Origin of the sequence: Sphingomonas sp. DC1600-2, from assembly GCF_049897605.1 — a bacterium.
Taxonomy (GTDB): domain Bacteria; phylum Pseudomonadota; class Alphaproteobacteria; order Sphingomonadales; family Sphingomonadaceae; genus Sphingomonas.
Window position 1 is genome coordinate 78,278 of record NZ_JAFCWO010000005.1, and the last position, 24,429, is coordinate 102,706.

Consider the following 24,429-nt stretch of genomic DNA (forward strand, 5'->3'; position numbering starts at 1 on the left):
CGCGCTCACGGGCGCGGTGTGACCGGTTGCGGACCTGCCGGAGTAACGTCCAACGCCGCATCCCCGCCAAGTGCCCGGTACAGCGTCACCAGATTGGTGGCCCCGGTCAATTGCGTCGTTACGAGCGTCCGCTGCGCCGAATAGAGCGATCGTTGCGCGACCAGGCTCTGCAGGAAGGTGTCGATCCCACCGCGATAGCGCGCCTCCGACAGGCGGTAATTGTCACCCGCGGATTTGGTCAGTGCCTCTTGCGCCGCCAGTTGGTTTCCGATCGTGCCGCGGCGGGCAAGCGCATTGGCCACTTCGGAAAAGGCGGTCTGTATCGATTTTTCATAGCTGGCGAGCGCCGCGTCGCGTTGCGCCTGCGATTGCGCGACACCGGCACGGCCGGCCCCCGCGCGGAAAATCGGATAGCTCGCGCTGGGCGCAACCGAATAATTGAAGGCACCGCCAGTGAACAAACTGCTGAGCGAGGTGCTGGCGAGCCCGGCGAGGGCGGTCAGCGAGATGCGCGGGAACAGCGCCGCCCGCGCGGCACCGATCTGGGCATTGGCGGCGCGCAGCGTATATTCGGCCTGCACCACGTCGGGACGGCGCAGCAAGATGCCCGAATCGAGCCCCGCAGGCAGCTCTGCGATCGTCGGGGCGGCTTCGTCGATAGAAGCCGGCAGCAAGGCCGGGTCGACCGGCGCGCCAACCAGCAACTGCAGGGCGTTGATGTCCTGCGCGACGGCGGTGGTTTGGGTCGCGAGGTCGGACAGCGCGGTTTGCTGAACGATCTGCGCCTGGTCGAGGTCGGTGCGCGGCGCGACGCCGCCGTCGAGCCGCGCCTTGGTGAGCGTGACGCTGCGCTGCGCGTTGTCCGCGGTATCGCGCGCGATCTTCAACAGGCTCTGGTCCGAGGCATAATTGAGCCAGGCGGAAGCGATGTCACCGACCAAGGTCAGTCGGGTTGCGCGCGCGGCGGATTCGGTCGCGAAATAGCTGTTCTGCGCGGCGGTGGTCAGCGAGCGAACGCGACCGAACAGATCGATTTCGAACGCCGTAATGCCCAGGCTGGCCGAATATGTGTCGCGAACCCCCGATCCGCCGGTCGTTGTGCCGCCGCTCGTCGATCCGCCGGTGCTGCCCGAGGAGACGCCACTGGTCCCGTTGTCGCGATGGCTGAAGCTGAGCCCGCCATCGACTTCGGGCAACAATGCCGCGCGCTGAATGCGATATTGCGCCCGCGCCGTCGCGATATTGGCGGCCGCGATCCGTAGATCGCGATTGTTGACCAGCGCCTGCTCGACGATCTTTTGCAGGCGCGGATCGCGGAAAATGTCGCGATAACTGACGCTCGGCAGCGCCGCTTCGCTCTGTTTCAGATACGCATCGCCGACGGGCCAACTCGGCGGCACGGGCAGATCTGGCCGCACATATTTGGGGGCCATCGAACACGCTGCGAGTGACGTCAGCGCGATCAGCGGGATGGTTTTGCGGATCATGCCGTCGTCTCCGGCTGGCCTGGGGCCGCAGCGGGCGGGGTGGGGTGTTCGTGGTGCAGATGCTTCAACACGTCGCGTGTGCCCCGGCGGACCAGCACGAAGAACAGCGGAATGTAGAAGATCGCGAGGATCGTCGCGGTCAGCATTCCGCCGATCACCGCAGTACCGATGGCGATGCGGCTGTTTGCGCCCGCGCCGGTCGAAATGGCGAGCGGCAGCACGCCGAAGATGAAGGCGAAGCTGGTCATCAAAATCGGCCGCAAGCGAATGCGCGCAGCCTCCAGCGCAGCCTCGATCACGCGCTTGCCCGATTTTTCGGCCTGTTCCGCAAATTCGATCATCAGGATCGCGTTCTTCGCGGCAAGGCCCATCGTCGTCAGCAGCCCGATTTGCAAATAGACGTCGTTCTGCAGCCCGCGCAGCGTGACCGCGAAGATCGCACCGACCAGCCCGAGCGGGATGACCAGCAGCACCGCGATCGGGATCGACCAGCTTTCATACAAAGCGGCAAGGCACAGGAACACGACCAGCAGCGAAATGCCGTAGAGGAACGGTGCCTGTCCCGAGGACAGTCGTTCCTGATAGGACAGACCGCTCCACGCCACGCTAATGCCGGGATAGTGCGCGGCCAGTTCGCTCATGCGGTTCATCGCCGTACCCGAGCTGGTGCCCGGGGCGGCCTGGCCGGACAGCTCATAGGACGAGATGCCCGAGAAGCGGGCGAGCGTCGGCGGGGTCTTGCTCCATGAAATGGTGGAGAAAGCGGAGAAGGGGGCCATTTCCCCGCTCGATCCGCGGACATACCATTGCGCAAGATTCTCGGGGGCCGCGCGGTACTGCGCGTCGCCCTGGACATAGACGCGTTTCACCCGACCGCGATCGTTGAAATCGTTGACGTAGCGGCCGCCCCAGGCGGTCGCCAAGGTGGTGTTGACGTCTGACTGGGTGAGCCCGAGCGCGCTGAGTTTCTGCGCGTCGAGATCGACCTTGAGCGTCGGCTGATCGTCAAGGTCGGTTGGGCGCACGGCGGCCAATGTCGGATCGGCGCGCGCCGCCGCAAGCAAGCTGTCGCGCGCGGCCTTGAAATCGGTGCGGCTCAGCCCGCCGGTATTCTGCAACTCCATCGTAAAGCCGTTGGATTGCCCAAGTCCGCGCACGATCGGCGGGACGGTCGCGTAAAATTCGACGTCGCGCAGCCCGCTCAGGGCCTTGGTCGCGCGTTGGGTGATCGCGTCGGCCCCGTTGACCGCGCCCTTGCGATCGGCCCAATCCTTGAGCGCGATGAAGCCGCGGCCGGCATTCTGCCCGCCGGCCACGCCGCCGCCGCCCGAGCCGGCAACCGTCAGAAATCCGTCCACATTCTTGGCCTCTGGGCCGGAGAAGTATTTCTCGATCTGCATCTGCGCCGCGCGCGTCTGGTTGATCGTCGCACCGGGTGCGAGGTTGAACTGGATCTGCGCGATGCCCTGGTCCTCGGTCGGCAGAAAGCCGGTCGGCAAGCGCACGAACATGATCGCGAGGATCGCAACGACCCCGGCGTAGATCAGCAGGAACAGCCATTTGCGGTCGACCACGCGCGACACGGCATTGCCATAGCGCGTCACCATACGGTCAAACCCGGTGTTGAACCATTCCGAGGCACCGCGCGTCTTGCGGTCGAGCCAGCTCTCTTGCTTCGTTTTGTCCTTACGCTTCAGCAATGTGGCGGTCAGCGCCGGGGTCAGCACGAGCGCGACCAGCACGGACAGCCCCATCGCCGATACGATGGTGATCGAAAATTGCCGGTAGATCACACCGGTCGAACCGCCGAAGAACGCCATCGGCAGGAACACCGCCGACAGCACCAGTGCGATCGCGATCAGCGCGACGGTGATTTCGTCCATCGACTTGATCGTCGCGTCGCGCGGCGACATTTCGGGATGTTCGTCCATCAGGCGTTCGACATTCTCGACGACGACGATCGCGTCATCGACCAGCAAACCGATCGCCAGCACCAGCCCGAACAGGGTCAGCGTGTTGATCGAAAACCCAGCCAGCGAGAAAATACCGAAGGTGCCGAGCAGCACGACGGGCACCGCAATCGTTGGAATCAAGGTCGCGCGCCAGCTTTGCAGGAACACGAACATGACGACGACGACCAGCGCGATCGCTTCCATCAGCGACTTTTCGACTTCCTCGACCGACAATTTGATGAACGCGGTCGAATCCTGCGGAAAGCTGTAGGCATAGCCATTGGGGAAGTTTTTCGAGGCGCGCTCGATCTCGCTCTTCACCAGTTCGGCGGTGCTGAGCGCATCCGCGCCCGGTGCCAGGCTGACCGCGAGACCTGCGCCGGGATGGCCGTTGACACGGCTGGTGATGCCGTAATTCTCTGAGCCGAGCTCGATCCGGCCGACGTCGGACAGCCGCACCGTCGATCCGTCGGGCTGGGTCTTGAGCACGATCGCGCGGAACTGGTCGGGGGTCGACAGGCGCGACTGCGCCGTGACCGTGGCGTTGAGCACCTGTTCGGGTCCGTTGGGCGTGCCGCCGATTTCGCCGGCCGCGACTTCGGTATTCTGCGCGGTAATCGCGTTGACGACATCGCCCGGGATGAGGCTGTAGCTGGCGAGCTTGTTGGGATCGAGCCACACGCGCATCGCATATTGCGCGCCGAACACGTTGATATCGCCGACACCCTTCAGCCGGCCGATCGAATCCTGCAGGTTGGAAACCAGATAGTCCGACACGTCCTGGTTGGTGGTACGGTCGCTGGTGTCGTAAATCGCGGCGATCAGCAGGAAGTCGGGGTTCGACTTGGTGACGGTAATGCCCTGCTGCTGCACTTGCTGCGGCAGGCGCGGCAGGGCTTGCTGGACCTTATTCTGCACCTGCACCTGTGCGATGTCGGGATCGGTGCCCTTGGCGAAGGTCGCGGAAATGTTGACCTGGCCGCGCGAGGAGGAACTGGTGCTGAAATACAGCAAGCCATCGATGCCGGTGAGCTGTTGCTCGATCACCTGTGCGACCGACGTTTCCAGCGTCTCGGCCGATGCGCCGGGATAGGTCGCGCGGATGTTGACGTTGGGCGGCGCGATATCGGGGAATTGCTCGACGGGGAGGGTATAGATCGCGCCGATCCCGCCAAGCATGATGATGATGGCGATGACCCAGGCGAAGATCGGCCGGTCGATGAAAATGCGCGAGATCACGGGCGGTCAGCCCTTCGACTTGTCAGAGGTCGGTGCCTTGATCGTCTGCGGCGTATCGGCATTGACGGGTTTGATCGGCTGGTTGGGTTTCACCTTGCCGACGCCCTGCGTAATCACTTTGTCGCCTGCGTTCAGGCCGTCGGTAACGACCCAAAACGTACCCTGAGTGCGTGGCGCGACGACCGTCTTCTGGATCGCCTTGTTGCCGGGCCCGACCACGAACACCGTCGCATTGCCCTTGGGGTCGCGCGACACCGCTTGCTGCGGCACGAGGAAGGCCTTGGTATCGATCGACTGCGCAAAGCTGGCGCGGACGAACATGCCGGGAAGCAACAACCCCTGGGGGTTGGGGAAGCGCGCGCGCAGCGTAACGGTGCCGGTTGCGGGATCGACCACGACTTCCGAAAATTCGACATCGCCGGTCGGGCCGTAATTGCTGCCATCCTCAAGCTTCAGCTGCACATCGGCGCGGGTCGGAATAGCACCGCCCGACGCGAGCGCACGGCGCAGGCGCAGCAGATCCGCGCTCGCTTGCTGGATGTCGACATAGATGGGATCGAGCCGCTGGATCGTGGTCAGCGGGCTCGTCTGGCTTGCCGTCACCAACGCCCCTTCGGTGAAGAGCGAGCGGCCGATGCGCCCGGTGATCGGGGCAGGGACAGTGGTGAAGCGCAGGTTGATCTTCGCCGTATCGAGCGCGGCGCGATTTTGTTGGACGGCAGCCGCCGCTTGGCGCGCGACTGCGGTGGCATCGGTATAATCCTGTTTGGCGACCGCTTCCATCTCGACAAGCGGCTTGTACCGATCGGCCTTCGCCTTGGTTGCCTCGGCATTGGCGGCAGCGCTGGCGAGGTTGGCCTGCGCCTGATTTGCCGATGCGCGGTACAGGCTCGGGTCGATCTGGTAGAGCGGCTGGCCCTGGCGTACCAAAGCCCCTTCAGTGAAAAAACGATGCAGGATCAGGCCGCTGACCTGCGGCCGCACCTCCGAGCTTTGATAGGCGGCGGTCCGCCCGGCAAGTTCGGTGACGATCGGCACACTGGTTGGCTGCACGACGACGAAGCCGACTTCGGGCGGCCCCTTGGCGGTGTTTTTCTTGTTCTGCGACGCAGCGCCGCAGCTGCAAAGCAGCAGGGCAGAACCGCCAAGGAGCGCAATTGTTTGCAGGGGGAAAAACCGAACCGTCATTGCTGTCCACCGCTCCGGGCCAAGTCGGCGCACGGTGGATACCCTGCGCAATCGTCGCCAAACGTTGTCTGTTAGGGATTGTTCCGGGCCCGGATCAACTGTCTCGGTTCGGCCCTAACCGACTCTATTGCGGCGCAACATGTCACCGCAGCTTGGCGATGGTCAACCCATCGGCCTTCGCGCGGTCCTTGGTAGATTCCTCGCTGCGCTTGAGCGCCTTTGCAATGGCCTTGAGCGCCATCCCCTTCTTTGCGAGGGTGTGGAGCTTCTGGATCTCGTCGGTGGTCCATGGTTGCCGGTGGCGTTCGAATCGATCTTCGCTCATAGCGGCGCGCTACCCCAATCGCGCGGCCTGCGCCAGCGTATCGCATGCGTGACACACTCTTGCGACACTTGGCGGCTAGGCGGCCAATATTGTCTCTAACCTCCATCGACGGATTTGTTATGGCTGCCACCACGACCTTGCTGACGCTCGCACTCGCGGCGACCCCCGCGCTGGCCAGCGCGCAGGCGGCGCCGCAGCCGGGCCAGGCACCGCAGGCACCGGCCAAATCCACCCAGCCTCCGGCGTCGGACGATAATGAGGACGGCCCCGACATCGTCGTCCAAGGGGCCAAGCAGCCGGGCGCGGTGATTGGCGATATCCCGCCCGAGCAACAGTTGGGCCCCGCCGATATTCGTTCCTACGGCGTAAGCTCGGTCTCCGAATTGCTGACGGAACTGGCACCGCAGATCCGCAGTGATCGCGGCAGCGGCGGCGCGCCCGTCGTTCTTATCGACGGCAAGCGCATTTCCGGATTCGCCGAGATTCGCGATTTGCCGACCGAGGCAATCGCCCGCGTCGACATCCTTCCGGAGGAAGTCGCGCTGAAATATGGCTATCGCGCCGATCAGAAGGTGGTCAATTTCGTGCTGCGACGGCGCTTCCGCGCGGCGACGGTGGAGCTGTCGGACAAAAGCGCGACTGAGGGCGGTCGCGACACACCACAAGCCGAACTCGATCTGCTGGCCATTGCCAATAAGGGGCGGGTCAACCTGCACCTGGAATATCTGGCATCCGACGCGCTGACCGAGAGCGAGCGCGACATCCTGCCCACCACCAAAGCGTCGGGCACTGGCGGCAGCTCCACCAGTACGGTCGATCAACGCCCGTTTCGCACGTTGCTGCCCTCGGGCCGCACGTTCAACGCCAACACTACCTATGCGCGGACCTTCGGTGCCGTTTCGGGCACCCTGAACGCGACGCTGTCGGCAACCGATACCACGGGGTTGCTTGGGCTTCCGGCCGACGCGGTGGTCGTCAACGGCGTGCCGAGCGGCAATGTCACCCCGCTCAAGCAGCGCAACTCGACCGTTGGAGCGCATCTCGGCACGGCGTTCAACGGGGCGCTGGGCGGGTGGCAATGGTCGGTTACCGGTGCCTATGATCACAATGAATCGAAGACCTTTACCGATACCGGGCTCGGGTCCGCCGCCGCTTTGGCACCGGTCAATCGCGGCTATTCGACCTCGGACGAGGGACAAGTGGACCTTCTGGTCAACGGCGCTTTGTTCAAGCTGCCGGCGGGCGAAGTCTCGACCAGCGTGCACCTCGGCGGCGATATCAGCGATTTCAGCAGCACGTCGTATCGAGCAGGACTGATTTCGCCCGGAAGTGTGTCGCGCAATACCGCCAACGGCCAGCTCAATATCGACGTGCCACTGACCAGCCGCGCCAAGAATGTGCTGCCGGTGATTGGCAGCCTGTCGGTCAACGGCAATGTCGCGGTCGATCAACTGTCGGACTTCGGCACGCTGACGACACTTGGTTATGGGCTCAATTGGTCGCCGGTGGTGCCATTGCGGATCATCGCGTCGGTCACCGATCGCGACACCGCACCAACCGCGCAGCAACTCGGCAACCCGCAAGTGGTGACGCCTAATGTGCCGGTCTTCGATTATGTGCGCGGCGTGAATGCCGTCGTGACGACGGTTTCGGGTGGCAACCCCAATCTGATCGCGAGCAACAGCCATACGCGCAAGCTGGGTGTCACGCTGAAGCCATGGAGCACCAAGGACCTGTCGCTGTCGGCCAATTATGTCGATGTGCGTACCGAGAACCCGGTCGCCAGCTTTCCGAGCGCGAGTTCGGCGATCGAGACGGCATTTCCATCGCGCTTCACCCGCGATGCCGATGGCAATCTGCAGCGGATCGACACGCGGCCGATCAATTTCGCCGAGACCAGCCGGTCGGAACTGCGCTGGGGCATCAATTTCTCGGTGCCGCTGAAATCGAAACTGCAAAAGCAAATCGAGGCATGGCGCGCGGGCAAGGGGCCCAATCCGTTTGCTGGGATCAAGGTCCCCGACAGCGTCGCGCGGCAGATCGCGCAGGCACGGGCGGAGCGCGGCGGTGGCGCGGGCGGTCCAGGTGCGGGTGGCCCCGGCGGCCCCGGTGGCCCCGGTGGCGGTGGTGGGGGACGCGGCGGCTTTGGCGGGGGCGGGGGTGGCCGTGGTGCGCCGGGCGGCCGTCTGCAATTCGCGCTCTACCATACGTGGCATTTCACCGATCGCGTGCTGGTGCAGCAGGGTGGCCCGTCGCTCGATTTGTTGCGAGGCGATGCGATCGGCGGCAGCGGCGGTCAGCCTCGCCACGAGCTGGAAGGGCAGGCCGGTTACAGCAATAACGGCATCGGCGTGCGTCTGTCGGCGAATTGGCAGAGTGCCACCAACGTCAATGGCGGCACCGCCGCCAATCCGCAGGACTTGCATTTTTCGGATCTGGCGACCGTCAGCCTGCGTCTGTTCGGGGATCTCGGGCAGCGGCTTGAGCTGGTCAAGAAGCACCCCTGGATGCGGGGAATGCGCGTCGCGGTCGCCTTCGACAACATCTTCGATTCGCGCCAGCGCGTGACCGATTCGAATGGCACGACGCCGGTCGCCTATCAGCCCGATTATCTCAACCCGCTGGGGCGGACGGTGCGGGTGTCGATCCGCAAGCTGTTCTTCTAAAGGTCGATAGCGGCCATGCTTTTCTGGCATGGCGGCTGAACGGCGCGGGCGGTTGACGCGCGGGGCGGTGGCCGTAAGTGAGGACGCACGTTTCCAGGAGTGTCAGCCATGAAGACCCGCGCCGCCGTCGCCTTTGAAGCCAAGAAGCCGCTCGAAATCGTCGAACTGGATCTGGAGGGGCCGAAGGCGGGCGAAGTGCTGGTCGAGATTATGGCGACCGGCATTTGCCATACCGATGCCTATACGCTCGACGGGCTCGACAGCGAGGGCCTGTTCCCCAGCGTGCTGGGGCATGAAGGTGCTGGCATCGTGCGCGAAGTCGGTGCGGGGGTCACCTCGGTCAAGCCGGGCGACCATGTCATCCCGCTCTACACCCCCGAATGCCGCCAGTGTAAATCGTGCCTCAGCGGCAAGACCAACCTGTGCACCGCGATCCGCGCGACGCAAGGGAAAGGGCTGATGCCCGACGGCACGACGCGCTTCAGCTATAAGGGCCAGGCGATCTTCCACTATATGGGCTGCTCGACCTTTTCGAACTTCACCGTGCTGCCCGAGATTGCCGTCGCCAAAATCCGCGAGGACGCGCCGTTCAAGACGAGCTGCTATATCGGTTGCGGCGTGACGACGGGTGTGGGCGCGGTGGTCAACACCGCCAAGGTTCAGGTGGGCGACAATGTCATCGTGTTCGGCCTGGGTGGGATCGGGCTCAACGTATTGCAGGGCGCGCGGATGGCGGGCGCGAACATGATCGTCGGCGTCGATATCAACCCCGACCGCGAGGAATGGGGCCGCAAGTTCGGCATGACGCATTTCGTCAACCCGAAGGATGTGGGCGACCTGGTCGCGCACCTCGTCGCGCTGACCGATGGCGGCGCGGATTATACTTTCGATTGCACCGGCAACACGACCGTGATGCGCCAGGCGCTGGAAGCGTGCCATCGTGGCTGGGGCACCTCGATCATCATTGGCGTGGCCGAGGCGGGCAAGGAAATCAGCACGCGCCCGTTCCAGCTCGTTACCGGGCGCAACTGGCGCGGGACCGCGTTTGGCGGGGCCAAGGGGCGCACCGATGTGCCCAAGATCGTCGACTGGTATATGAACGGCAAGATCGAGATCGACCCGATGATCACGCATGTCCTCTCGCTTGAGGAGATCAACAAGGGGTTCGATTTGATGCACGCAGGCGAGAGCATCCGCAGCGTGGTGGTGTATTGAGCGCCTTGCGCCTCCCCCGTTGGGGAGGCGCAGCGGTTATTGCCGCGCCCGCAGGGTAACACCGATGACGCGCGGGTCGCTGGGAGTGCCGAGGATCAGGCCGGAATTGCCCGCCTGGATCGTCAGATTCTGGATGTAATTGGCGTTGAACAGGTTGCGCACGAACAGCGCGACTTCGAGCCCGCTTTTGCTGCGCAAGCCGAGGCTGGCGTTGGTGACGTTATAGCCGTCGATCAACGTGTATTTCGACAGGCTGGGGTCGCCATAATAGCTGGTGCGCCAGCTTGAATCGGCGTGCAGGATCAGCGCGGCGCTGCCCACCGGCAGCGTGTAGTCGCCGCCGATCGTGGTCGACCATTTCGGAAGTCCGGCGAGCGGACGACCAGTCAGGTTGCACGCCGTGGTCGCGGCGGTCTGCACCTCAAGCGGGCAGGGGCCAGCGGGATAGTTCGCATACGTGCCATGTGCATAAGCGACGTTGCCGCGCAGTTGAAAGGCGCGGGTGACGTTGGCGGTAACATCGGCCTCGAAGCCCTTCACCGTCACCTTGGGAATGTTGGAAAGGTAACCGCGCAGCGCCACGGTTTGCGAACTGTCGACGATCGTCGCCTGAAAATCGCGGACATCGGTGTAATAGCCTGCGAGATTCGCCACCAACCGGCGGTCGAACAGCGCCGCCTTGATCCCGCCTTCATAGGTGGTGTTGAGCTCGGGCCGGATTACGGCGGTGGTCAGCACCGGCTGGTTGGCGGTGTTGAGCGGCAGACCCGACAAGTTGATCCCGCCCGATTTGAAGCCACGCGCATATCCGCCATAGAGCATCACGGTGTCGGTCGCCTGCCAGGCGAGATTGGCGCGGCCGGACACGTTGCTCTCGCGGTCATGCGCGACATAGCTTTGCGGGCGCAGCACGCCGAGCCGCGCGTTGAGCAGCGTCGTATTGGTCGTGGCGGGGCCGCCGAACACGGTAGTGTCGTACGTACCGTCCTTAATTTCATAGGTGTGGCGCAGGCCGCCGGTCAGGGTAAGGCGCGGCAGGATCTTGTAGTTGAGCTCGGCAAAGGCGGCATAGCTATCTTCCTTCAGCCGGGTGTGGCCGTCCGTGCCATAGCCGTCGAGCAAATTGGCGGGCACCGCGACGGCGGGCGTGCCGGTGGTCTGGCCGATCAGATAATAAGCCGCCGCCGGGCCGTAGATGCTGATCGGCTCTCCCGTGATTTTCTGGTCGAAGAAATACAGGCCAGCGACATAGCCGAGCCGATGCTCGCCATTCGAGGCGAGCCGCAGTTCCTGGCTATATTGATCCTGGCGCGACGGGATGTGCTGGCTGAGCTGGACCGGGATGCCGGTATAATCACGGTCATTGGCGGCATCCCAGTTCCAGAAGCGCCACGCGCTGACCGAGGTGAGAGTTGCGAAACCGACATTCCAGTCGGCAATCGCCGAGACGCCGCCTTCATTGGTGTTCACGCCCAAGGCTGCGTCGATATCGGTGACGCGGTCATACGGGTTGGTGCTGGGCGGGGTGTAGTTGAACAGCGCCGCCAGCGCCGGATATTGCCGGGAAGGGGCCCGCAGGCTCTGGCCGACGCGCAGATAGACCTGGGTGCAGCATTCGCTTTCGAAATTGGTGAAATCGCCGGTCACGCGGAGCTGGAAATCGGCGGTCGGCTTGAACAGAATTTGCGCGCGCACCGCCTGATTGCCGATGCCGTTTTCCTTGGCACCGGTGCGGACATTGTCGATCACGCCGTCGCGCCGCGTGACCAGTCCCGACAGGCGGAAGGCGACGGTATCGCCGATCAGCGGACCCGAGGCCGAGGCCTTGGCCTGGACGAAGTTGTAGCTGCCAACCGACAGTTCCTCGCTCGCTTCCGGGGTGAAGGTCGGTGCGCGGGTGGTGATGGTGATGGCACCGGCGGTGGTGTTCTTGCCGAACAGCGTCCCTTGCGGCCCGCGTAGTACCTCGATTTGCTGGATATCCGAGAAATCGAACGCCGCAGTGGCGGGGCGGGCGTGATAGACCTGGTCGACATAGAAGCCGACGCCGGGTTCCAGCCCGTCATTGGCCTGGCTGACCGCGACGACGCTGCTGCCAAGGCCGCGGATGGTGAAGGCGGTGTTGCGTGGGTTGGCCGAGCTGTAGTTGAGCGCGGGCACCAGCAAGCTCAACTGGCTGGTGTTGACGGTGTAGGACCGATCGAGCAGCGCGCCGCCGACCACCGACACGGCGAGCGGCACCTTTTCGAGATCCTCCGCCCGCTGGCGCGCGGTGACGACGATGTCGCTATTCGGGTCGATCGCGGCGTCGGCTTTGGGTGCGTCGGCGTCTGGCCGGGCGTTGGCGACACCGGGCATAAGCGCCATCACGGCAGCCACCGAGACGGTGGCGATAACAAAGGTCGACGGTCGCATACAAATCCCCAGCTTTGACCCGCGGTGCTCCGCATTGGCGACTCGCTATATATCGCCGGATATAGAGATTGGTAGCGGCGGTCGGTCTTGTGCTGCTTTTACAGCAAGATCCTCCTCATTTCAGCGTCGGGATCCAAGCAGCGTTGGAGCTGATCAGGGCGTGCAATATTGGTCGAGAAACGCCTGATGCGTCGGCATCCGCGCAACCGCGCTTGCGATGTTGCCCTTCAGGTCACCGAGCGCGCGCTGCATATGCTCGATGCTGAGCATATGCCCCATATGGTGATAGCTGGCGGGCTCCAGCCGTTGCCCGAGCATCACCTGCAACCAGGAATCGGCCTGGAACAGATCGTCGGCGGTTTGCGGGGTGAGCGCGGCTTCGCGGAACAGCGCGATGCGCTGCGCGAGCGTCGCCGGGATGTCCATCGTGCGGCAGCGGTCCCAGAACGGATCGTCGCTGCGCTCGGTCAAATGATAATGCAGGATGATGAAGTCGCGCACGCGCTCCAGCTCGGTTTCGGCCAGCGCATTGTAATGCTCCACCAGCGCGGGCTTGATGCCGTTGAACGGGAAGGACTGGATCAGGCGGGTGATGCCGATCATGATCAGGTGAATGCTGGTCGATTCCAGCGGCTCGACGAACCCGCTGGCGAGCCCCAGCGCCACGCAATTCTTGTCCCACACCCGTTTGCGGCGACCAGTGACGTAGCGGATCAGGCGCGGATCGGTTATCGTCTCGCCGTCGATGTTCGCGAGCAGCTTGTCGTGCGCGGCATCGTCCGACAAATAATCGCTGCAATAGACCAGGCCGTTGCCGACGCGGTGCTGCAGCGGGATCTGCCATTGCCAGCCCGCTTCATGCGCGATCGCGCGGGTATAGGGCAGAGCGGGCTGGACGGCCTTGGTCTGCACCGCAAGCGCGCGGTTGGTGGGCAGCCAGTGGCTCCAATCCTCATAGCCCGCCTTCAGCGTCTGTTCGATCAGCAGCCCGCGAAAGCCCGTGCAATCAATGAACAGATCGCCTTCGATCCGGCGGCCATCGGCCAGATCGAGCGCTTCGATAAATCCCGTTTCGGGATGCTGATGAACCTGGCCGATCTTGCCCTCGACGCGGGTTACGCCGCGCGCCTCGCTGAACTGGCGCAGGAAGACGGCGTAGCGCGATGCGTCGAGATGATAGGCATAGTTGATCTTGGCGTCGGGGCCGGTGGCGAACTTGCCCGCTTCGGCTGCGGTCAGCTCGAAACAATAGTCGCCCAGCGCGCCGCCGGTGCCCTCGGCGCGCGCGCGCAGCCACATATGCTGGAAATCGCCCATCCAGATCGACTGGCCGACGCGACCGAAGGAGTGGATGTAGCGATCCCCCCGCCGCGCCCAGTTTTCAAAGGCAATGCCGAGTTTGAAGGTCGCTTGCGTCGCGCGCATAAAATCGCGCTCGTCGATCTCGAGGAAGCGGTGGAAGGTGCGGATCGTCGGGATCGTCGCCTCGCCGACGCCGACGGTGCCGATCTCGTCGGATTCGATCAGCACGATGTCGAGCAATGGCCCCAGATGCTTGGACAAGGCCGCGGCGGCAACCCAGCCAGCCGTGCCGCCGCCAGCGATGACCACACGCTTGATCGTCTGCGTATCGGCGCGGGGAGGGGCGGCGGTCATCGGTTCAACCTTTGCAGCAAATGCGCGCGCAAGCGGCGCGCGGTCAGTTCGTCGAGCGGCGCGAGCGGCCCGCGCGCCGCTTCGGGAAGATGGTCGGCCGCCGCACCGGCCGGACCGAATACATAATGGTCGAACAGCGCGCGCCACGCCTGCTTTTCGGTCAAGGGGCGGTCGCGCAAGCTGAGCAGGCCGTGCAGCAGCGTGGTCATCGGCGTGTCGAGGAAGCGCGGGGCCGCATTCCACCAGTAATTGACCAGCACGTTGAAGGCATCCAGCGCCTCGACATTGTGCCACCACAAGGCCGGATAGACGAGCACGTCGCCGGGTTCGAGATCGAACACCTGCGCGGTCTCGAGCGCGGCGGCGAAGCGCGGGTAGCGATCGAGATCGGGCGCACGGAGATCGACCATGCTGACCACCTGTCCGCCGGGGGTCGGCTCGAGCGGGCCGGGATAGAGGTTGGCGACCTGATCGGGTGGGAACAGCGTGAAGCGCCGCCGCCCGACCAGACAACAGGCGATGTTGTTCGACATGTCGTAATGCGTGGCCGCCGTGGTGCGATTGCCGATCCAGATGCTCGCCAGCGGCGTGGCACCGCCAAACGCCTCGGGTGGAAGGGCCAGATCGTTTTCAGCACGAAAGCCGGGGAGATAGGTGTCGAGGTCGGTCGAGCCGACATACAGGGCCTCTGCATGAGGATCGTCGCGGGTGGCGAGCATCCGGTCGAGAAAGGCATCGAGCTTCACGCGCGTGGCGGTGAAGTTCATCGCGGTCATGTCGACATTGTAGAAGAACCGGCCGCCAATCTCGGGCGGGCCGCTATACCCGACCACCGCGGTGCCGGTGTAGAAGGACTTGAGATAGGCCACCGCCGTCTCGGGCCCCTCAAGGCCCTTGGCGACCAGCGGCCAATCCCGCACCAAGCCGCGCAGGACGACAGGCTGCTGCCGCGCGATCAAGCGCGCCGGATCGAGCAGCGGCTCCGGCGCGGGGGTGCTCATACCGGGACCGGTGCGCCCGCTTGCGGCTCACCCAATTCGGCGCGGCGCTTGCGGTTCTTGAGCTCGATCAATCGCGCGACATTGCCGAGCGATGAGGCAATCTGAAAGGCGTGCCGCAAATAGCCGCTCTGGTTGAGCGCGTGCAGCGCCGTGGCGTCGAGCCGAGCCAGACGATCGGTGCCGATCGTGAAGCAACCCGGCACATCGTACCGGGTATGCGCGTCGAGTGCGATTTCCAGCGTGACGGGTTCGATCAGATCGGCCTGTTCGAAGGCGGCGAACATCGCGTCGCGCTGCTGATGCCCATCATGGATGACCTGCAACACGCGCACGATATGGTCGAGATAGGGCGACGAACCGCCATGAGGCAGGAACACGGCCTGTGCATTGGGGCTTTGCGGTGCAGCGGCGATGCGCGGATGGTCGAGATCGACATGCAGCATCGGCTCGCGCCGCGCCTGGCCGTCGACCGTGCGATCGACCAGGCCAATCAGGAACGGCCCGCGCTGGTGGATCACCGGGATGTGCCGCGCCTGCCAACCGGTGATATCGAGAAACAGATTTTCGTCGCGGTCGAGCCCGAGCAGCGCGACAGCGTAAAACGTTCCCGCGTCGTCGCGGCGGAACAGAATGGGATAATCGCGCTGCGCCTCATCGATTTCGCCGGGAAAGAGGACGCATTCGTTCACCGCATCGCCAAAGAGAGCGGAATAGCCGATGGCGACGCGCAAATCGGCATGGGCGATGGTGTCGAGAAGAACCGTGTTGGTCATACGCTGTGGTAATCGCCGATCGGGATTGCGCCAAGCGGCACGCGATCCGTGCGACCGAAAGCCTCCAAAAAATTACCGGGTGCTCCGCTTCCGAAGCACCCGGCAAGGTGGAGGAAATCAGAAGCGGTAGCGTGCGCCGAACAGGAAGCGGCGTTGCAATTCCTGGGCGAACCAGACGTTGCTTTCCGAGCGGCCATAGGTCCGCAGGCTCGCATTGGTAAGGTTGATGCCTTCGACCGACAGCGCGATCTTCTTGTTGAGATCGTAGCTGATGTTCATGTCGAGCTGGCCGAACGCCTTGGTGTAGACCGGGTTCTTGTAGCTGTCGCGGTTGAGCTGCGACAGGAACTTGTCACGCCAATTGTAGCTGAGCCGTGCCGAAATGCCGTGCTTGTCATAGATCAGCGTGGCGTTGGCGGTGTTGCTGAGGCCAGTCAGCGCGAACTGATCGACATTGGGGTCGCCGCCATTGTTGAAGCCAACGTCACCCTTCACATACGTGAAGCTGCCCGAAACACCGATGCCGGTCTGGCCGAAGAAATATTGGCCGGCGATTTCGAAGCCGTAAATCTCCGCATCCTTGTTGTTGATCGGGCGCGAGATGGTGAAGTTGTACAGGGGATCGGACGACGAACCGTTGATGTCGACCGCTGACAGGATCTGGTTGACGAAGGCCTGGTCGACCGTCTTGGTGACCGAGCTGTAATGCGCGTTGAACTGCGTCGCCGCCGCCGCTGCGCCATCCCGCTGGATCAGCGCGGAATAGGTGAACAGGTTGACGTCGCTGATATCGGCACCCAGCGCACTCAGCGCCGCCTTGGCCGTTCCCGACAGCGTTCCCGCAGCCCCCGAGCTCGGATCGCGCAGGCCGAACAGCGAGCCGTTTGAAAGCCCCGTGCCGATGAAATTGTGCACGCGCTTGTCGAAGAAGCCCGCCGAGAAATAGCTGTCGGGCTTGAAATAATATTCGAACGACAGATCGAAATTGTCCGAGATCAGCGGCGCGAGATTGGTGTTGCCGGTGTTCGCGGTGGCGACGCCGCCGATCGCGGTTGGCCGCGACGGTGCGAAGACGCTCGTCGAGGCGAACAGATTGTCGTAATTCGGTCGCGCGATCGTCCGGCTGGCCGAGAAGCGACCGATCAAATTGCGCTTGAGTTCGACCTGGAAATCGAACGACGGCAGGATATTGTCGTACGATCCATAGCCGCGCAGCGTCTGCGGCGTGGCTCCGACGCTGATCGTGAAGTCGTTATCGGCAACCCAGGCAATCTGGTTCGGCACCGCCTGCAGCGAAATCGCCTCGTCCTTGGTGTGTTCATAGCGGGCACCGGCGACGAGCGTCGCATTGTGCCCTGCGATCTCGCCCTTCCAGGTGACCTGGCCATAACCCGCGTAGATCGTTTCCTTCACGGTGTTGTTCTGGCTCGCGGTGATCGACACCGCGTTGCCCTTTGCGGCATAAGACGACGACAGCGCATTGTAGAGCGTCAGCGCGTCGCCGCGGAACGCGATCAGATTGGGACCGGTGCCCTTTGGATCGTAGCTGTTGAATTTGCACAGCAGACAGAAGTCCTTGAGCACGCCCGGCGCGATCTTCTGGACGTCGCCGGGGAAATCGACGCTCCAATTGCCCAGCGTCTGCTGGGTCGAGGTCAATTGCTGGTTGGTGTCGGTATCGCGATAGAGACCGCCGAAATCGAAGCGGCTGCCGCCCCCCAGATCCCAACCGAAATCGGCACGGATTTCCTTGACCTTCTGGCGCTGGCTGGTGGTGTAGGTGCGCCCGATCGACGAGCCGACATCGTTCACGTCGAGCACGCCATTGTGGTTGCCGCCGGGGATCGAGGCGTCGCTGATCGAGATGTCCTGCACCGGGATCTGCCCGCTATAATCGACCGAGTGCGCGGTGATGACGTTGGCACCGAGACCAACCAGCGTCGAGCTGGTGCCGTTGCTGTTGTTGGGCAGCACCGACGATTTGCCGTAATGGCCGTCGATCGTCAGCGTGAAATTGTGCGCGATGTCCCACTTCGCGTTGAGGCCGTAATCCTCAAGCTGGTTCTTCTGCGCGCGCGCCTGTTGCTCGAAGCCGGTGTCCTTCACGCCGGCAATGGTCTCGTGCAGATAGGTAGTGGTGGCGACCGCCTTGTTGCTGTCGAAGGTGACGACGTCGAACGGGCGGTTGAACCAGTTCGATTCATCCGAGCGCTGCTCGTCCTGAAGCGTGCGCGCAAACAGCGCGTCGGCGGTGATGGTCAGCGCGTCGGTCGGCTTGAACTGGACGATCGCCTGGCCGTTCAGACGCTGATATTTGTCGTCCGAAAAATGGTAGCGGCTGTCATTGGGGACCGAGACCAGCTGGTTCGGGTCGCTCGGCTTGTTATTGATCTTGGTCGCGGCGTTGACGAAGCCGTTGCTGGGGTTGAGGAAATCGGCGAGCGTGCGGATATTCCAGGCGTTCGACGTCGCCGACACGGTCGAGAAATGCCGTTCCTGATAGCTGCCGAACAGCGACACGCCGAAGGTCTGGTCGGGGTTCGACCAGCTCGCCAGCCCGGTGATTTCCGGGGTGACTTTCGAGCCGCAATCGACACAGTCATTCGCGCTGGTGTCGTAGTTGAGCTTGCCGCCGAGCGTGCCGTTGAAGCCCGACTGGCGCGAATCGAGTGGACGCCGCGTCACGACGTTGATCGTCGCACCGATACCGCCTGATGGGACCGCGGCACGGCCGGTCTTGTAGACTTCAAGCGTCTTCACGCCTTCCGACGCAAGGTTCGAGAAATCGAACGAGCGCGTCACACCGACGGTGCCGTCGGCGCTTTCGTCGCCGCCCACCGTCTGGACGTAGGACGAGGCCAGCGTACGGCCATTGAGGGTGACGAGATTGAAGCTCGGGCCGAAGCCGCGCACGGTAACTTGCGCGCCCTGACCGTTGACGCGGTCGATCGACACGCCTGTGATGCGCTGCAGCGATTCCGCGAGGTTGGTGTCGGGGAACTTGCCGATATCTTCCGCCGAAATGGCGTCGACGATGCCGGTCGAATTGCGCTTGATCGCGATCGACCGCTCAAGGCTGGCGCGGACGCCGGTGACGACGATATCGTCGCCCGTGGTCGAGTCGGCAGGCTTGCTGGCGTCCTGCGGAGCCGGCGCGCTCTGCGCATGGGCGGATTGCGGGAGCGCGAGCCCCGCGGCAAGCGCTACTACCGAAGCCGACCAGACATAAGCCGACGCGTGACCAAAGCTCTTCATTGAGCCCCCCCTCCCAAAATGACGTGGCCTTATCTGGCCACTGAAACCCCATGCCGAGCCCCCAACGAGTTCGACATGATGAGCGCTACCAGATTGTCTTACGTTGTCAACAGCGCTTTGTCGCGTTGCGGGCCTGCGGGCGATCGCCTCGGCGCAGCCTTGCAAACAAAAATCATATGGTGCGGCGCACAAAATCACAGGAAATTCGCTAACTTCCCGGCGTGCTGAGGCGAAGGCAGGGCGCAGGGGAGGAGGTGCCGCCCGCCCGTGGGAGTCCGGTTCGGCATTCCTCGATGCGGCTGCGATGGTGTCAACGTTATCAGAGGCATCTAGCGCGCGGGGTTTTGTTCTGGTCTATTGTCGGCGGATCTGGGTTTGAGTGGCATGAAACGAACGACGATTGTTGATGTGGGGCGGCTGGCAGGGGTTTCGGCCAAGACCGTATCGCGGGTTCTGAATGACGAGCCGCATGTCAGCGCAGCGGTAAAGCAGCGGGTCCGGGCCGCAGCCGATGCGTTGGATTATCATCCCAATGTGTTTGCGCAGGCGCTGGTCCGCCGCAAATCGCATATGATCGGGCTGGTCTATGAAAATCCGAGCCCGAGTTATGTCGTCGAACTGCAAAAGGGCGTGCTGGAGCGGCTCACCAACGAACGCTATCGGCTGGTGGTGATCCCGATCCGATCGGTGCAGGAAAATGCCGCCGAGGTGGTCGGCCTGTTGCGCTCGGCTGCGCTGGATGGGGTAGTGCTGGCTCCGCCTGCGTCGGATCATCCGTTAATTCTCAGTCAGTTGAAGGAAGCGCGTATTCGCTGCGCGCGGATCGCGCCGACACGCATGATTGAGGCTGCGCCCAGCAATCTGGTCGACGACGTCGCTGCTGCGCGCGAGATGGCGGCCTATGTGATCGGGCTTGGGCATCGCGAAATCGCGATCATCCGCGGCGACCCGACACATCCGTCGACCGAGGCGCGCATGCTTGGCTATATGCAGGCCTTCCATCAGGCGGGTCTCGAATTGCGCTTCGACCGGATCGAGCCCGGCATGTTCACCTTCGACAGCGGGCTTGCGGCCGGGCGCAACATCCTCGCACGCGCTGACCGTCCGACTGCGATCCTGGCGCAGAATGACGATATGGCCGTGGGCGCGATGATGGCTGCACGGGAGATTGGACTGTCGATTCCCGAGCGATTGTCCGTCGTTGGTTTCGATGATTCGGAGGTGTCGCGAATCACCTGGCCGCGCCTGACCACGGTGCGCCAGCCGGTGTTCGAAATGGCGGTGGCGGCGACGGAAATGGTGATCGCGCAGCTCGAGGATCGCGAGCCGCTGGCCCGCGTGTTGCATTCCCATACCCTCCTGGTGCGCGAATCCGCTGCTCCGCCGCACGCCTAGCCAAATGCTAAATCGCTGGGAATCTTGGTATTATGCTGCCGGCGACCTTGGCTTCAATTTCGTGTGGCAGTCGATCGAACTGTACCTTCTGTTTTACTATATTCGCGACCTGGGCATGGCACCGGGAGTTGCTGCGGGGATTTTTCTTGCTGGCGCTGCGGTCGATTGGGTGACCGATCCCCTGGTCGGGGCGGTGGCCGATCGGTTGGCACCGCGCGTTCCGCTGCGCGCGTGGGTATCGGTTGGAGGCCCGCTTTCGGTGCTGCTATTGTGCCTGGCTTTCGCACCGCCGCCGGTGCCTGCGGCATGGGTGCCGGGTTATGCGCTGTTGACCTATTTGGGGCTGCGCTTTTTTTATGGCGTCGGAAATATTCCTTATGGCGCGCTGACTGCACGGATATCGCCCGACGCGAACGATCATATGATATTGACGAGCGCGCGCATGCAGGGGGCAGCGCTTGGAGGCTTGATCGCGGCCCTGACCTACGCGTTGCTTCCGACCGGGCGGGTTGGGGGCGCGGATTTTCGGTTGGGCGCGCTCATTCTCGCGGGATTGGCGATGCCGGCTTTTCTGGCGACGAGCTGGGGCACGCGGGAGCGCGTGGCCCCCCCTGCGACCGCTCGCCTGCATCTTGGTCGCACCATCGCCGAAATGTTCACGCTGGTGCTGCGATCCTCCGCGTTGCGGCGGCTGATGGCCACGATTTTGATGGTCGGGTTGGCTGTTACCCTGCTCAACAAGTCGTTGCTGTTCTTGTTCGACCAGGTCGGGGCCGCCGATATCGGCTATTACGTTGCATTGAGCCCATCATTGTCGCTGTTGTTGACGGCACCGCTCTGGAGTCGACTGGCTGAGCGCATCGGGCAGGCGCGCACCTTGCGTTTGGGCGCGGTGCTGCTGTTTCTGGCAATCTTGTTGGCTTTTGTCAGCCAGGGCCTGGCGTCGATGCTCGTTTGCATCACGCTGTCGATCATCGCGGTCCAGGGGATGTCGGTCATGTTCTGGTCGTTGGTTCCCGGGGCGGTAGCGGCGTGTGAACAGGAGGCGCATGCTGCGGGATATGCGGTGCGAGTCTATGCGGTGGCGACGATCACGCGCAAACTGGCTCAGGCGCTCGCGCCGCAATTGATCGCGATCGCGCTGTTTGCGCCGCATGGGTCGATCCTCATGATCCTTGCGGCAGTCGCCTTTCTCACGGTTCTGGTGGTTACCTTTTTCCCGCCTGTCGAAGAGCGTGCGATCACGGCCGGGCCTTGACAGCGCGTTGTCAACGTTGTCAACAACGCGCCACGGATCCGCCGTTCAGGTGATGACCGGTTTTCTGGAGGAGGGGGCATGATCCCGAAGCTTGCGGTTTGCGCTGCATTTTCCGTTGTCGCCGGTGCAGGTGCGCTGCCCGCCGCTGCGCAGGTGGCGACCCCCGTCGTGCACCCCGCCCTCTGGCCCGAAGCCGTGTGGCCGGTGGCGGCAAAGCTCGATGACGAAGCGCGAATCGCGGCCCTGCTTAAGCATATGACGGTAGAGGAAAAGGTCGGTCAGGTGATCCAGGCCGACATTGCCAGCGTCACGCCTGACGACGTGCGTCGCTATCATCTGGGCTCGGTCCTCAATGGCGGCAATTCCGGGCCTGGCGGTGACGATTTCGCGCTCGCGCCGAAATGGCTGGCCTTGGCCGACGCCTTTTATGATGCCTCGGTCGATCGGTCTGCCGGAGGATCGGGTATCCCGATCCTGTGGGGTATCGATGCCGTCCACGGGCATAGCAACATCATCGGTGCGACGTTGTTTCCACAGAATATCGGGCTTGGTGCGACGCGCGACCCTGCGTTGATCGAGCGGATCGGTGCCGCGACCGCCGCCGAAATCCGCACCACCGGCCAGGAATGGACCTTCGCGCCGACCATCACCGTGCCGCAGGATTATCGCTGGGGGCGGGCTTATGAGGGCTATTCCTCCAATCCCGATCTGGTCGCCAGCTATGTCGGACGAATGATCGTCGGCCTGCAGGGCAAGCCCGACGGCAGCCGCATTCTGGCGGGCCCGCACGTTCTGGCGAGCACCAAGCATTTCCTCGCCGATGGCGGCACCTTCGAGGGACGCGACCAGGGCGATGCCAAGATCAGTGAAACCGATCTGCGCGACATTCACGGCAAGCCGTATCTCCCCGCCATTGGGGCCGGGGTCGCCACCGTGATGACCAGCTTTTCAAGCTGGCAGGGACAAAAGATCGCGGGCAGCAAGGGGCTGGTCACCGACGTGTTGAAGGGCCGGATGCATTTCGGCGGGTTCGTCGTCACCGACTGGAACGCGCATGGCCAGATTGCCGGGTGCAGCAACGAAAGCTGCCCGCAGGCGATCAACGCGGGCGTCGACATGTACATGGCCCCCGATAGCTGGCGTCCGCTTTACGCCTCGTTGCTCGCGCAAGTGAAGGACGGCACCGTGCCGATGGCGCGGCTCGACGATGCGGTCGCGCGCATTCTGCGCGTGAAGTTCCGGCTCGGCCTGTTCGAGGTCGGCAAGCCCTCGACGCGTCCGCTTGCGGGCGACTGGAGCGTGCTTGGCGCGGCGGCGCACCGCGCGATTGCGCGCGAGGCGGTGGGCAAGTCGCTGGTGCTGCTCAAGAACAACGGTGTCCTGCCGTTGAAGCCACAGGCCAACGTCCTGGTCGCAGGCGATGGTGCCGACGATATCGCGCGGCAATCGGGCGGCTGGACCATCACCTGGCAGGGCACCGGGCTCGACAATAGCAAATTCCCCGGTGCGACCAGTCTTTGGGCCGGCATCGAAAACGCGGTCAAGGCAGGCGGTGGCCATGCCGAATTCGCGCCCGACGGCACGTTCAAGACGCGGCCCGATGCCGCGATCGTCGTGTTTGGCGAAACGCCCTATGCCGAGTTCCAGGGCGACATCAAATCGCTGCAGTTGCGCGCCGACCTGCGCGGGCCACTGGAGACCATGCGCCGTTTGAAGGCGCAGGGGATCCCGGTCGTGGCGGTGATGCTGACCGGGCGACCGCTGTTCGTAAACCCAGAACTGAACGTCGCCGACGCGTTCGTCGTCGCATGGTTGCCCGGCACCGAAGGAGCGGGGGTGGCCGACCGGTTGTTTGCCGCCAAAACCGCCGCCGCGCCGTTCACCGGCAAATTGCCCGCCGCCTGGCCGATGACCGCAAAGTCTGGCGATGCCCCGTTGTTTCCCTTCGGTTACGGCCTGACCGGACGAGAGGCCGCGACGCCTTGGAGGGCTTTGCCGGAGGACCCCGGTGTCGCCGATGCCGGGACCGATGGCGTCTATTTCGCAGCCGGGCGGGCAACGCCGGGCTTTTCCCTGGAAATTGGCGATGGTAGCGGTTCCGGCACGCGCATCGCCACCGTGCCCGCGCAGGCGCTTGGCGGGCGCGTAAAGGTGACGGCAGTCGACTATGGCGTGCAAGAGGGCGCGCGGCACTTCTCACTCGCTGGCGGCGGGCCGCAGACGATTGCAGTGCAGGCGACGGAGCCGCTTGATCTCGGGCGGCAAAACAATGGGGACGTGATGCTCGTCACGACGCTGCGGGTCGATCGACCGGTCGGATCGGATGTGACATTGGGGGTTGCGTGCGCCGGGGCGTGTCGCGGCACCGTTGCCATTCCGGCCGCCGCGCTCCCGGTGGGGAGCTGGCGCTCGATCGCCGTTCCGTTCAAATGTTTCGGCAAAGCCTCCGAGATGACCCGGGTTGCTGCGCCCTTCGTTCTGCGGACCGCATTGCCGCTGGAGATCAGCGTGGCACGGATCGCGACCGGGATGAACGCCGATACAGTTTTGCGGTGTGGAGGATAATACCGGGCGAGCTTGCGCCGGATTCGGTGCCGAAATGGC

The 24,429-nt window shown here is 63.7% G+C and carries 14 protein-coding genes; 5 read left to right on the forward strand and 9 right to left on the reverse strand.

The annotated features are described in order from the left end of the window. Positions 1–5: 5 nt before the first annotated feature. From ACP7BL_RS11830 to ACP7BL_RS11845, 4 genes are all read right to left on the reverse strand, one after another. Complete coding sequence (locus ACP7BL_RS11830) at positions 6–1,487, reverse strand: efflux transporter outer membrane subunit (protein WP_426258408.1); 1,482 nt, start codon at positions 1,485–1,487, stop codon at positions 6–8. Next, on the reverse strand, positions 1,484–4,678 hold the full coding sequence (locus ACP7BL_RS11835; RefSeq protein ID WP_033967125.1) for an efflux RND transporter permease subunit: 3,195 nt from the start codon (positions 4,676–4,678) through the stop codon (positions 1,484–1,486). Before ACP7BL_RS11835 ends, ACP7BL_RS11830 begins: the two co-directional genes overlap by 4 nt. Positions 4,679–4,684: 6 nt before the next feature. Further along, on the reverse strand, positions 4,685–5,866 hold the full coding sequence (locus ACP7BL_RS11840; protein ID WP_426258409.1) for an efflux RND transporter periplasmic adaptor subunit: 1,182 nt from the start codon (positions 5,864–5,866) through the stop codon (positions 4,685–4,687). Between the two features lie 142 nt (positions 5,867–6,008). Continuing rightward, positions 6,009–6,191: a hypothetical protein gene (locus ACP7BL_RS11845; protein ID WP_033967126.1), complete on the reverse strand. Its 183-nt coding sequence runs from the start codon at positions 6,189–6,191 to the stop codon at positions 6,009–6,011. A gap of 119 nt (positions 6,192–6,310) precedes the next feature. Here ACP7BL_RS11845 and ACP7BL_RS11850 point away from each other — a divergent pair, with 119 nt between their 5' ends. Next, positions 6,311–8,857, forward strand: coding sequence for a TonB-dependent receptor (locus ACP7BL_RS11850; protein ID WP_209516529.1), 2,547 nt, complete (start codon positions 6,311–6,313; stop codon positions 8,855–8,857). 108 nt (positions 8,858–8,965) lie between these two features. Continuing rightward, positions 8,966–10,072 (forward strand): S-(hydroxymethyl)glutathione dehydrogenase/class III alcohol dehydrogenase, encoded by a 1,107-nt coding sequence (locus ACP7BL_RS11855; protein ID WP_426258410.1) that lies wholly within the window; start codon positions 8,966–8,968, stop codon positions 10,070–10,072. 36 nt (positions 10,073–10,108) lie between these two features. Here ACP7BL_RS11855 and ACP7BL_RS11860 read toward each other — a convergent pair whose 3' ends face one another. The 5 genes from ACP7BL_RS11860 to ACP7BL_RS11880 all read right to left on the reverse strand — a co-directional run bounded on the left by ACP7BL_RS11860 (position 10,109) and on the right by ACP7BL_RS11880 (position 19,172). Then, positions 10,109–12,487 carry a TonB-dependent receptor gene (locus ACP7BL_RS11860; RefSeq protein WP_426258411.1) on the reverse strand — a complete coding sequence of 793 codons (2,379 nt, stop codon included), beginning with the start codon at positions 12,485–12,487 and terminating at the stop codon, positions 10,109–10,111. Positions 12,488–12,640: 153 nt separating this feature from the next. Continuing rightward, a complete protein-coding gene (locus tag ACP7BL_RS11865) occupies positions 12,641–14,143 on the reverse strand; it encodes a tryptophan halogenase family protein (RefSeq protein WP_341203689.1) in 1,503 nt (500 codons plus the stop codon). Next, positions 14,140–15,144, reverse strand: coding sequence for a cupin-like domain-containing protein (locus ACP7BL_RS11870; RefSeq protein WP_426258412.1), 1,005 nt, complete (start codon positions 15,142–15,144; stop codon positions 14,140–14,142). Before ACP7BL_RS11870 ends, ACP7BL_RS11865 begins: the two co-directional genes overlap by 4 nt. Continuing rightward, positions 15,141–15,917 (reverse strand): SapC family protein, encoded by a 777-nt coding sequence (locus ACP7BL_RS11875; protein ID WP_126845359.1) that lies wholly within the window; start codon positions 15,915–15,917, stop codon positions 15,141–15,143. The genes ACP7BL_RS11870 and ACP7BL_RS11875 overlap by 4 nt, the downstream gene beginning before the upstream one ends. Positions 15,918–16,034: 117 nt before the next feature. Beyond that, positions 16,035–19,172, reverse strand: coding sequence for a TonB-dependent receptor (locus ACP7BL_RS11880; protein WP_426258413.1), 3,138 nt, complete (start codon positions 19,170–19,172; stop codon positions 16,035–16,037). A 384-nt stretch (positions 19,173–19,556) separates the two neighbouring features. On the opposite strand from ACP7BL_RS11880, the gene ACP7BL_RS11885 reads away from it, so the two are divergent. From ACP7BL_RS11885 to ACP7BL_RS11895, 3 genes are all read left to right on the forward strand, one after another. After that, complete coding sequence (locus ACP7BL_RS11885) at positions 19,557–20,567, forward strand: LacI family DNA-binding transcriptional regulator (RefSeq protein WP_081988630.1); 1,011 nt, start codon at positions 19,557–19,559, stop codon at positions 20,565–20,567. Between the two features lie 4 nt (positions 20,568–20,571). After that, on the forward strand, positions 20,572–21,825 hold the full coding sequence (locus ACP7BL_RS11890) for an MFS transporter (protein WP_033964014.1): 1,254 nt from the start codon (positions 20,572–20,574) through the stop codon (positions 21,823–21,825). Between the two features lie 78 nt (positions 21,826–21,903). Next, positions 21,904–24,390 (forward strand): glycoside hydrolase family 3 N-terminal domain-containing protein, encoded by a 2,487-nt coding sequence (locus ACP7BL_RS11895; protein WP_426258414.1) that lies wholly within the window; start codon positions 21,904–21,906, stop codon positions 24,388–24,390. Positions 24,391–24,429: the final 39 nt, after the last annotated feature.

Bases quoted from the DNA above. Each gene is read 5' to 3' on its own strand.
- ACP7BL_RS11830 (WP_426258408.1), bottom strand. From the start codon at position 1,487: ATGATCCGCAAAACCATCCCGCTGATCGCGCTGACGTCACTCGCAGCG.
- ACP7BL_RS11840 (WP_426258409.1), bottom strand. From the start codon at position 5,866: ATGACGGTTCGGTTTTTCCCCCTGCAAACAATTGCGCTCCTTGGCGGT.
- ACP7BL_RS11845 (WP_033967126.1), bottom strand. From the start codon at position 6,191: ATGAGCGAAGATCGATTCGAACGCCACCGGCAACCATGGACCACCGAC.
- ACP7BL_RS11850 (WP_209516529.1), top strand. From the start codon at position 6,311: ATGGCTGCCACCACGACCTTGCTGACGCTCGCACTCGCGGCGACCCCC.
- ACP7BL_RS11855 (WP_426258410.1), top strand. From the start codon at position 8,966: ATGAAGACCCGCGCCGCCGTCGCCTTTGAAGCCAAGAAGCCGCTCGAA.
- ACP7BL_RS11860 (WP_426258411.1), bottom strand. From the start codon at position 12,487: ATGCGACCGTCGACCTTTGTTATCGCCACCGTCTCGGTGGCTGCCGTG.
- ACP7BL_RS11865 (WP_341203689.1), bottom strand. From the start codon at position 14,143: ATGACCGCCGCCCCTCCCCGCGCCGATACGCAGACGATCAAGCGTGTG.
- ACP7BL_RS11870 (WP_426258412.1), bottom strand. From the start codon at position 15,144: ATGAGCACCCCCGCGCCGGAGCCGCTGCTCGATCCGGCGCGCTTGATC.
- ACP7BL_RS11875 (WP_126845359.1), bottom strand. From the start codon at position 15,917: ATGACCAACACGGTTCTTCTCGACACCATCGCCCATGCCGATTTGCGC.
- ACP7BL_RS11880 (WP_426258413.1), bottom strand. From the start codon at position 19,172: ATGAAGAGCTTTGGTCACGCGTCGGCTTATGTCTGGTCGGCTTCGGTA.
- ACP7BL_RS11885 (WP_081988630.1), top strand. From the start codon at position 19,557: ATGAAACGAACGACGATTGTTGATGTGGGGCGGCTGGCAGGGGTTTCG.
- ACP7BL_RS11890 (WP_033964014.1), top strand. From the start codon at position 20,572: ATGCTAAATCGCTGGGAATCTTGGTATTATGCTGCCGGCGACCTTGGC.
- ACP7BL_RS11895 (WP_426258414.1), top strand. From the start codon at position 21,904: ATGATCCCGAAGCTTGCGGTTTGCGCTGCATTTTCCGTTGTCGCCGGT.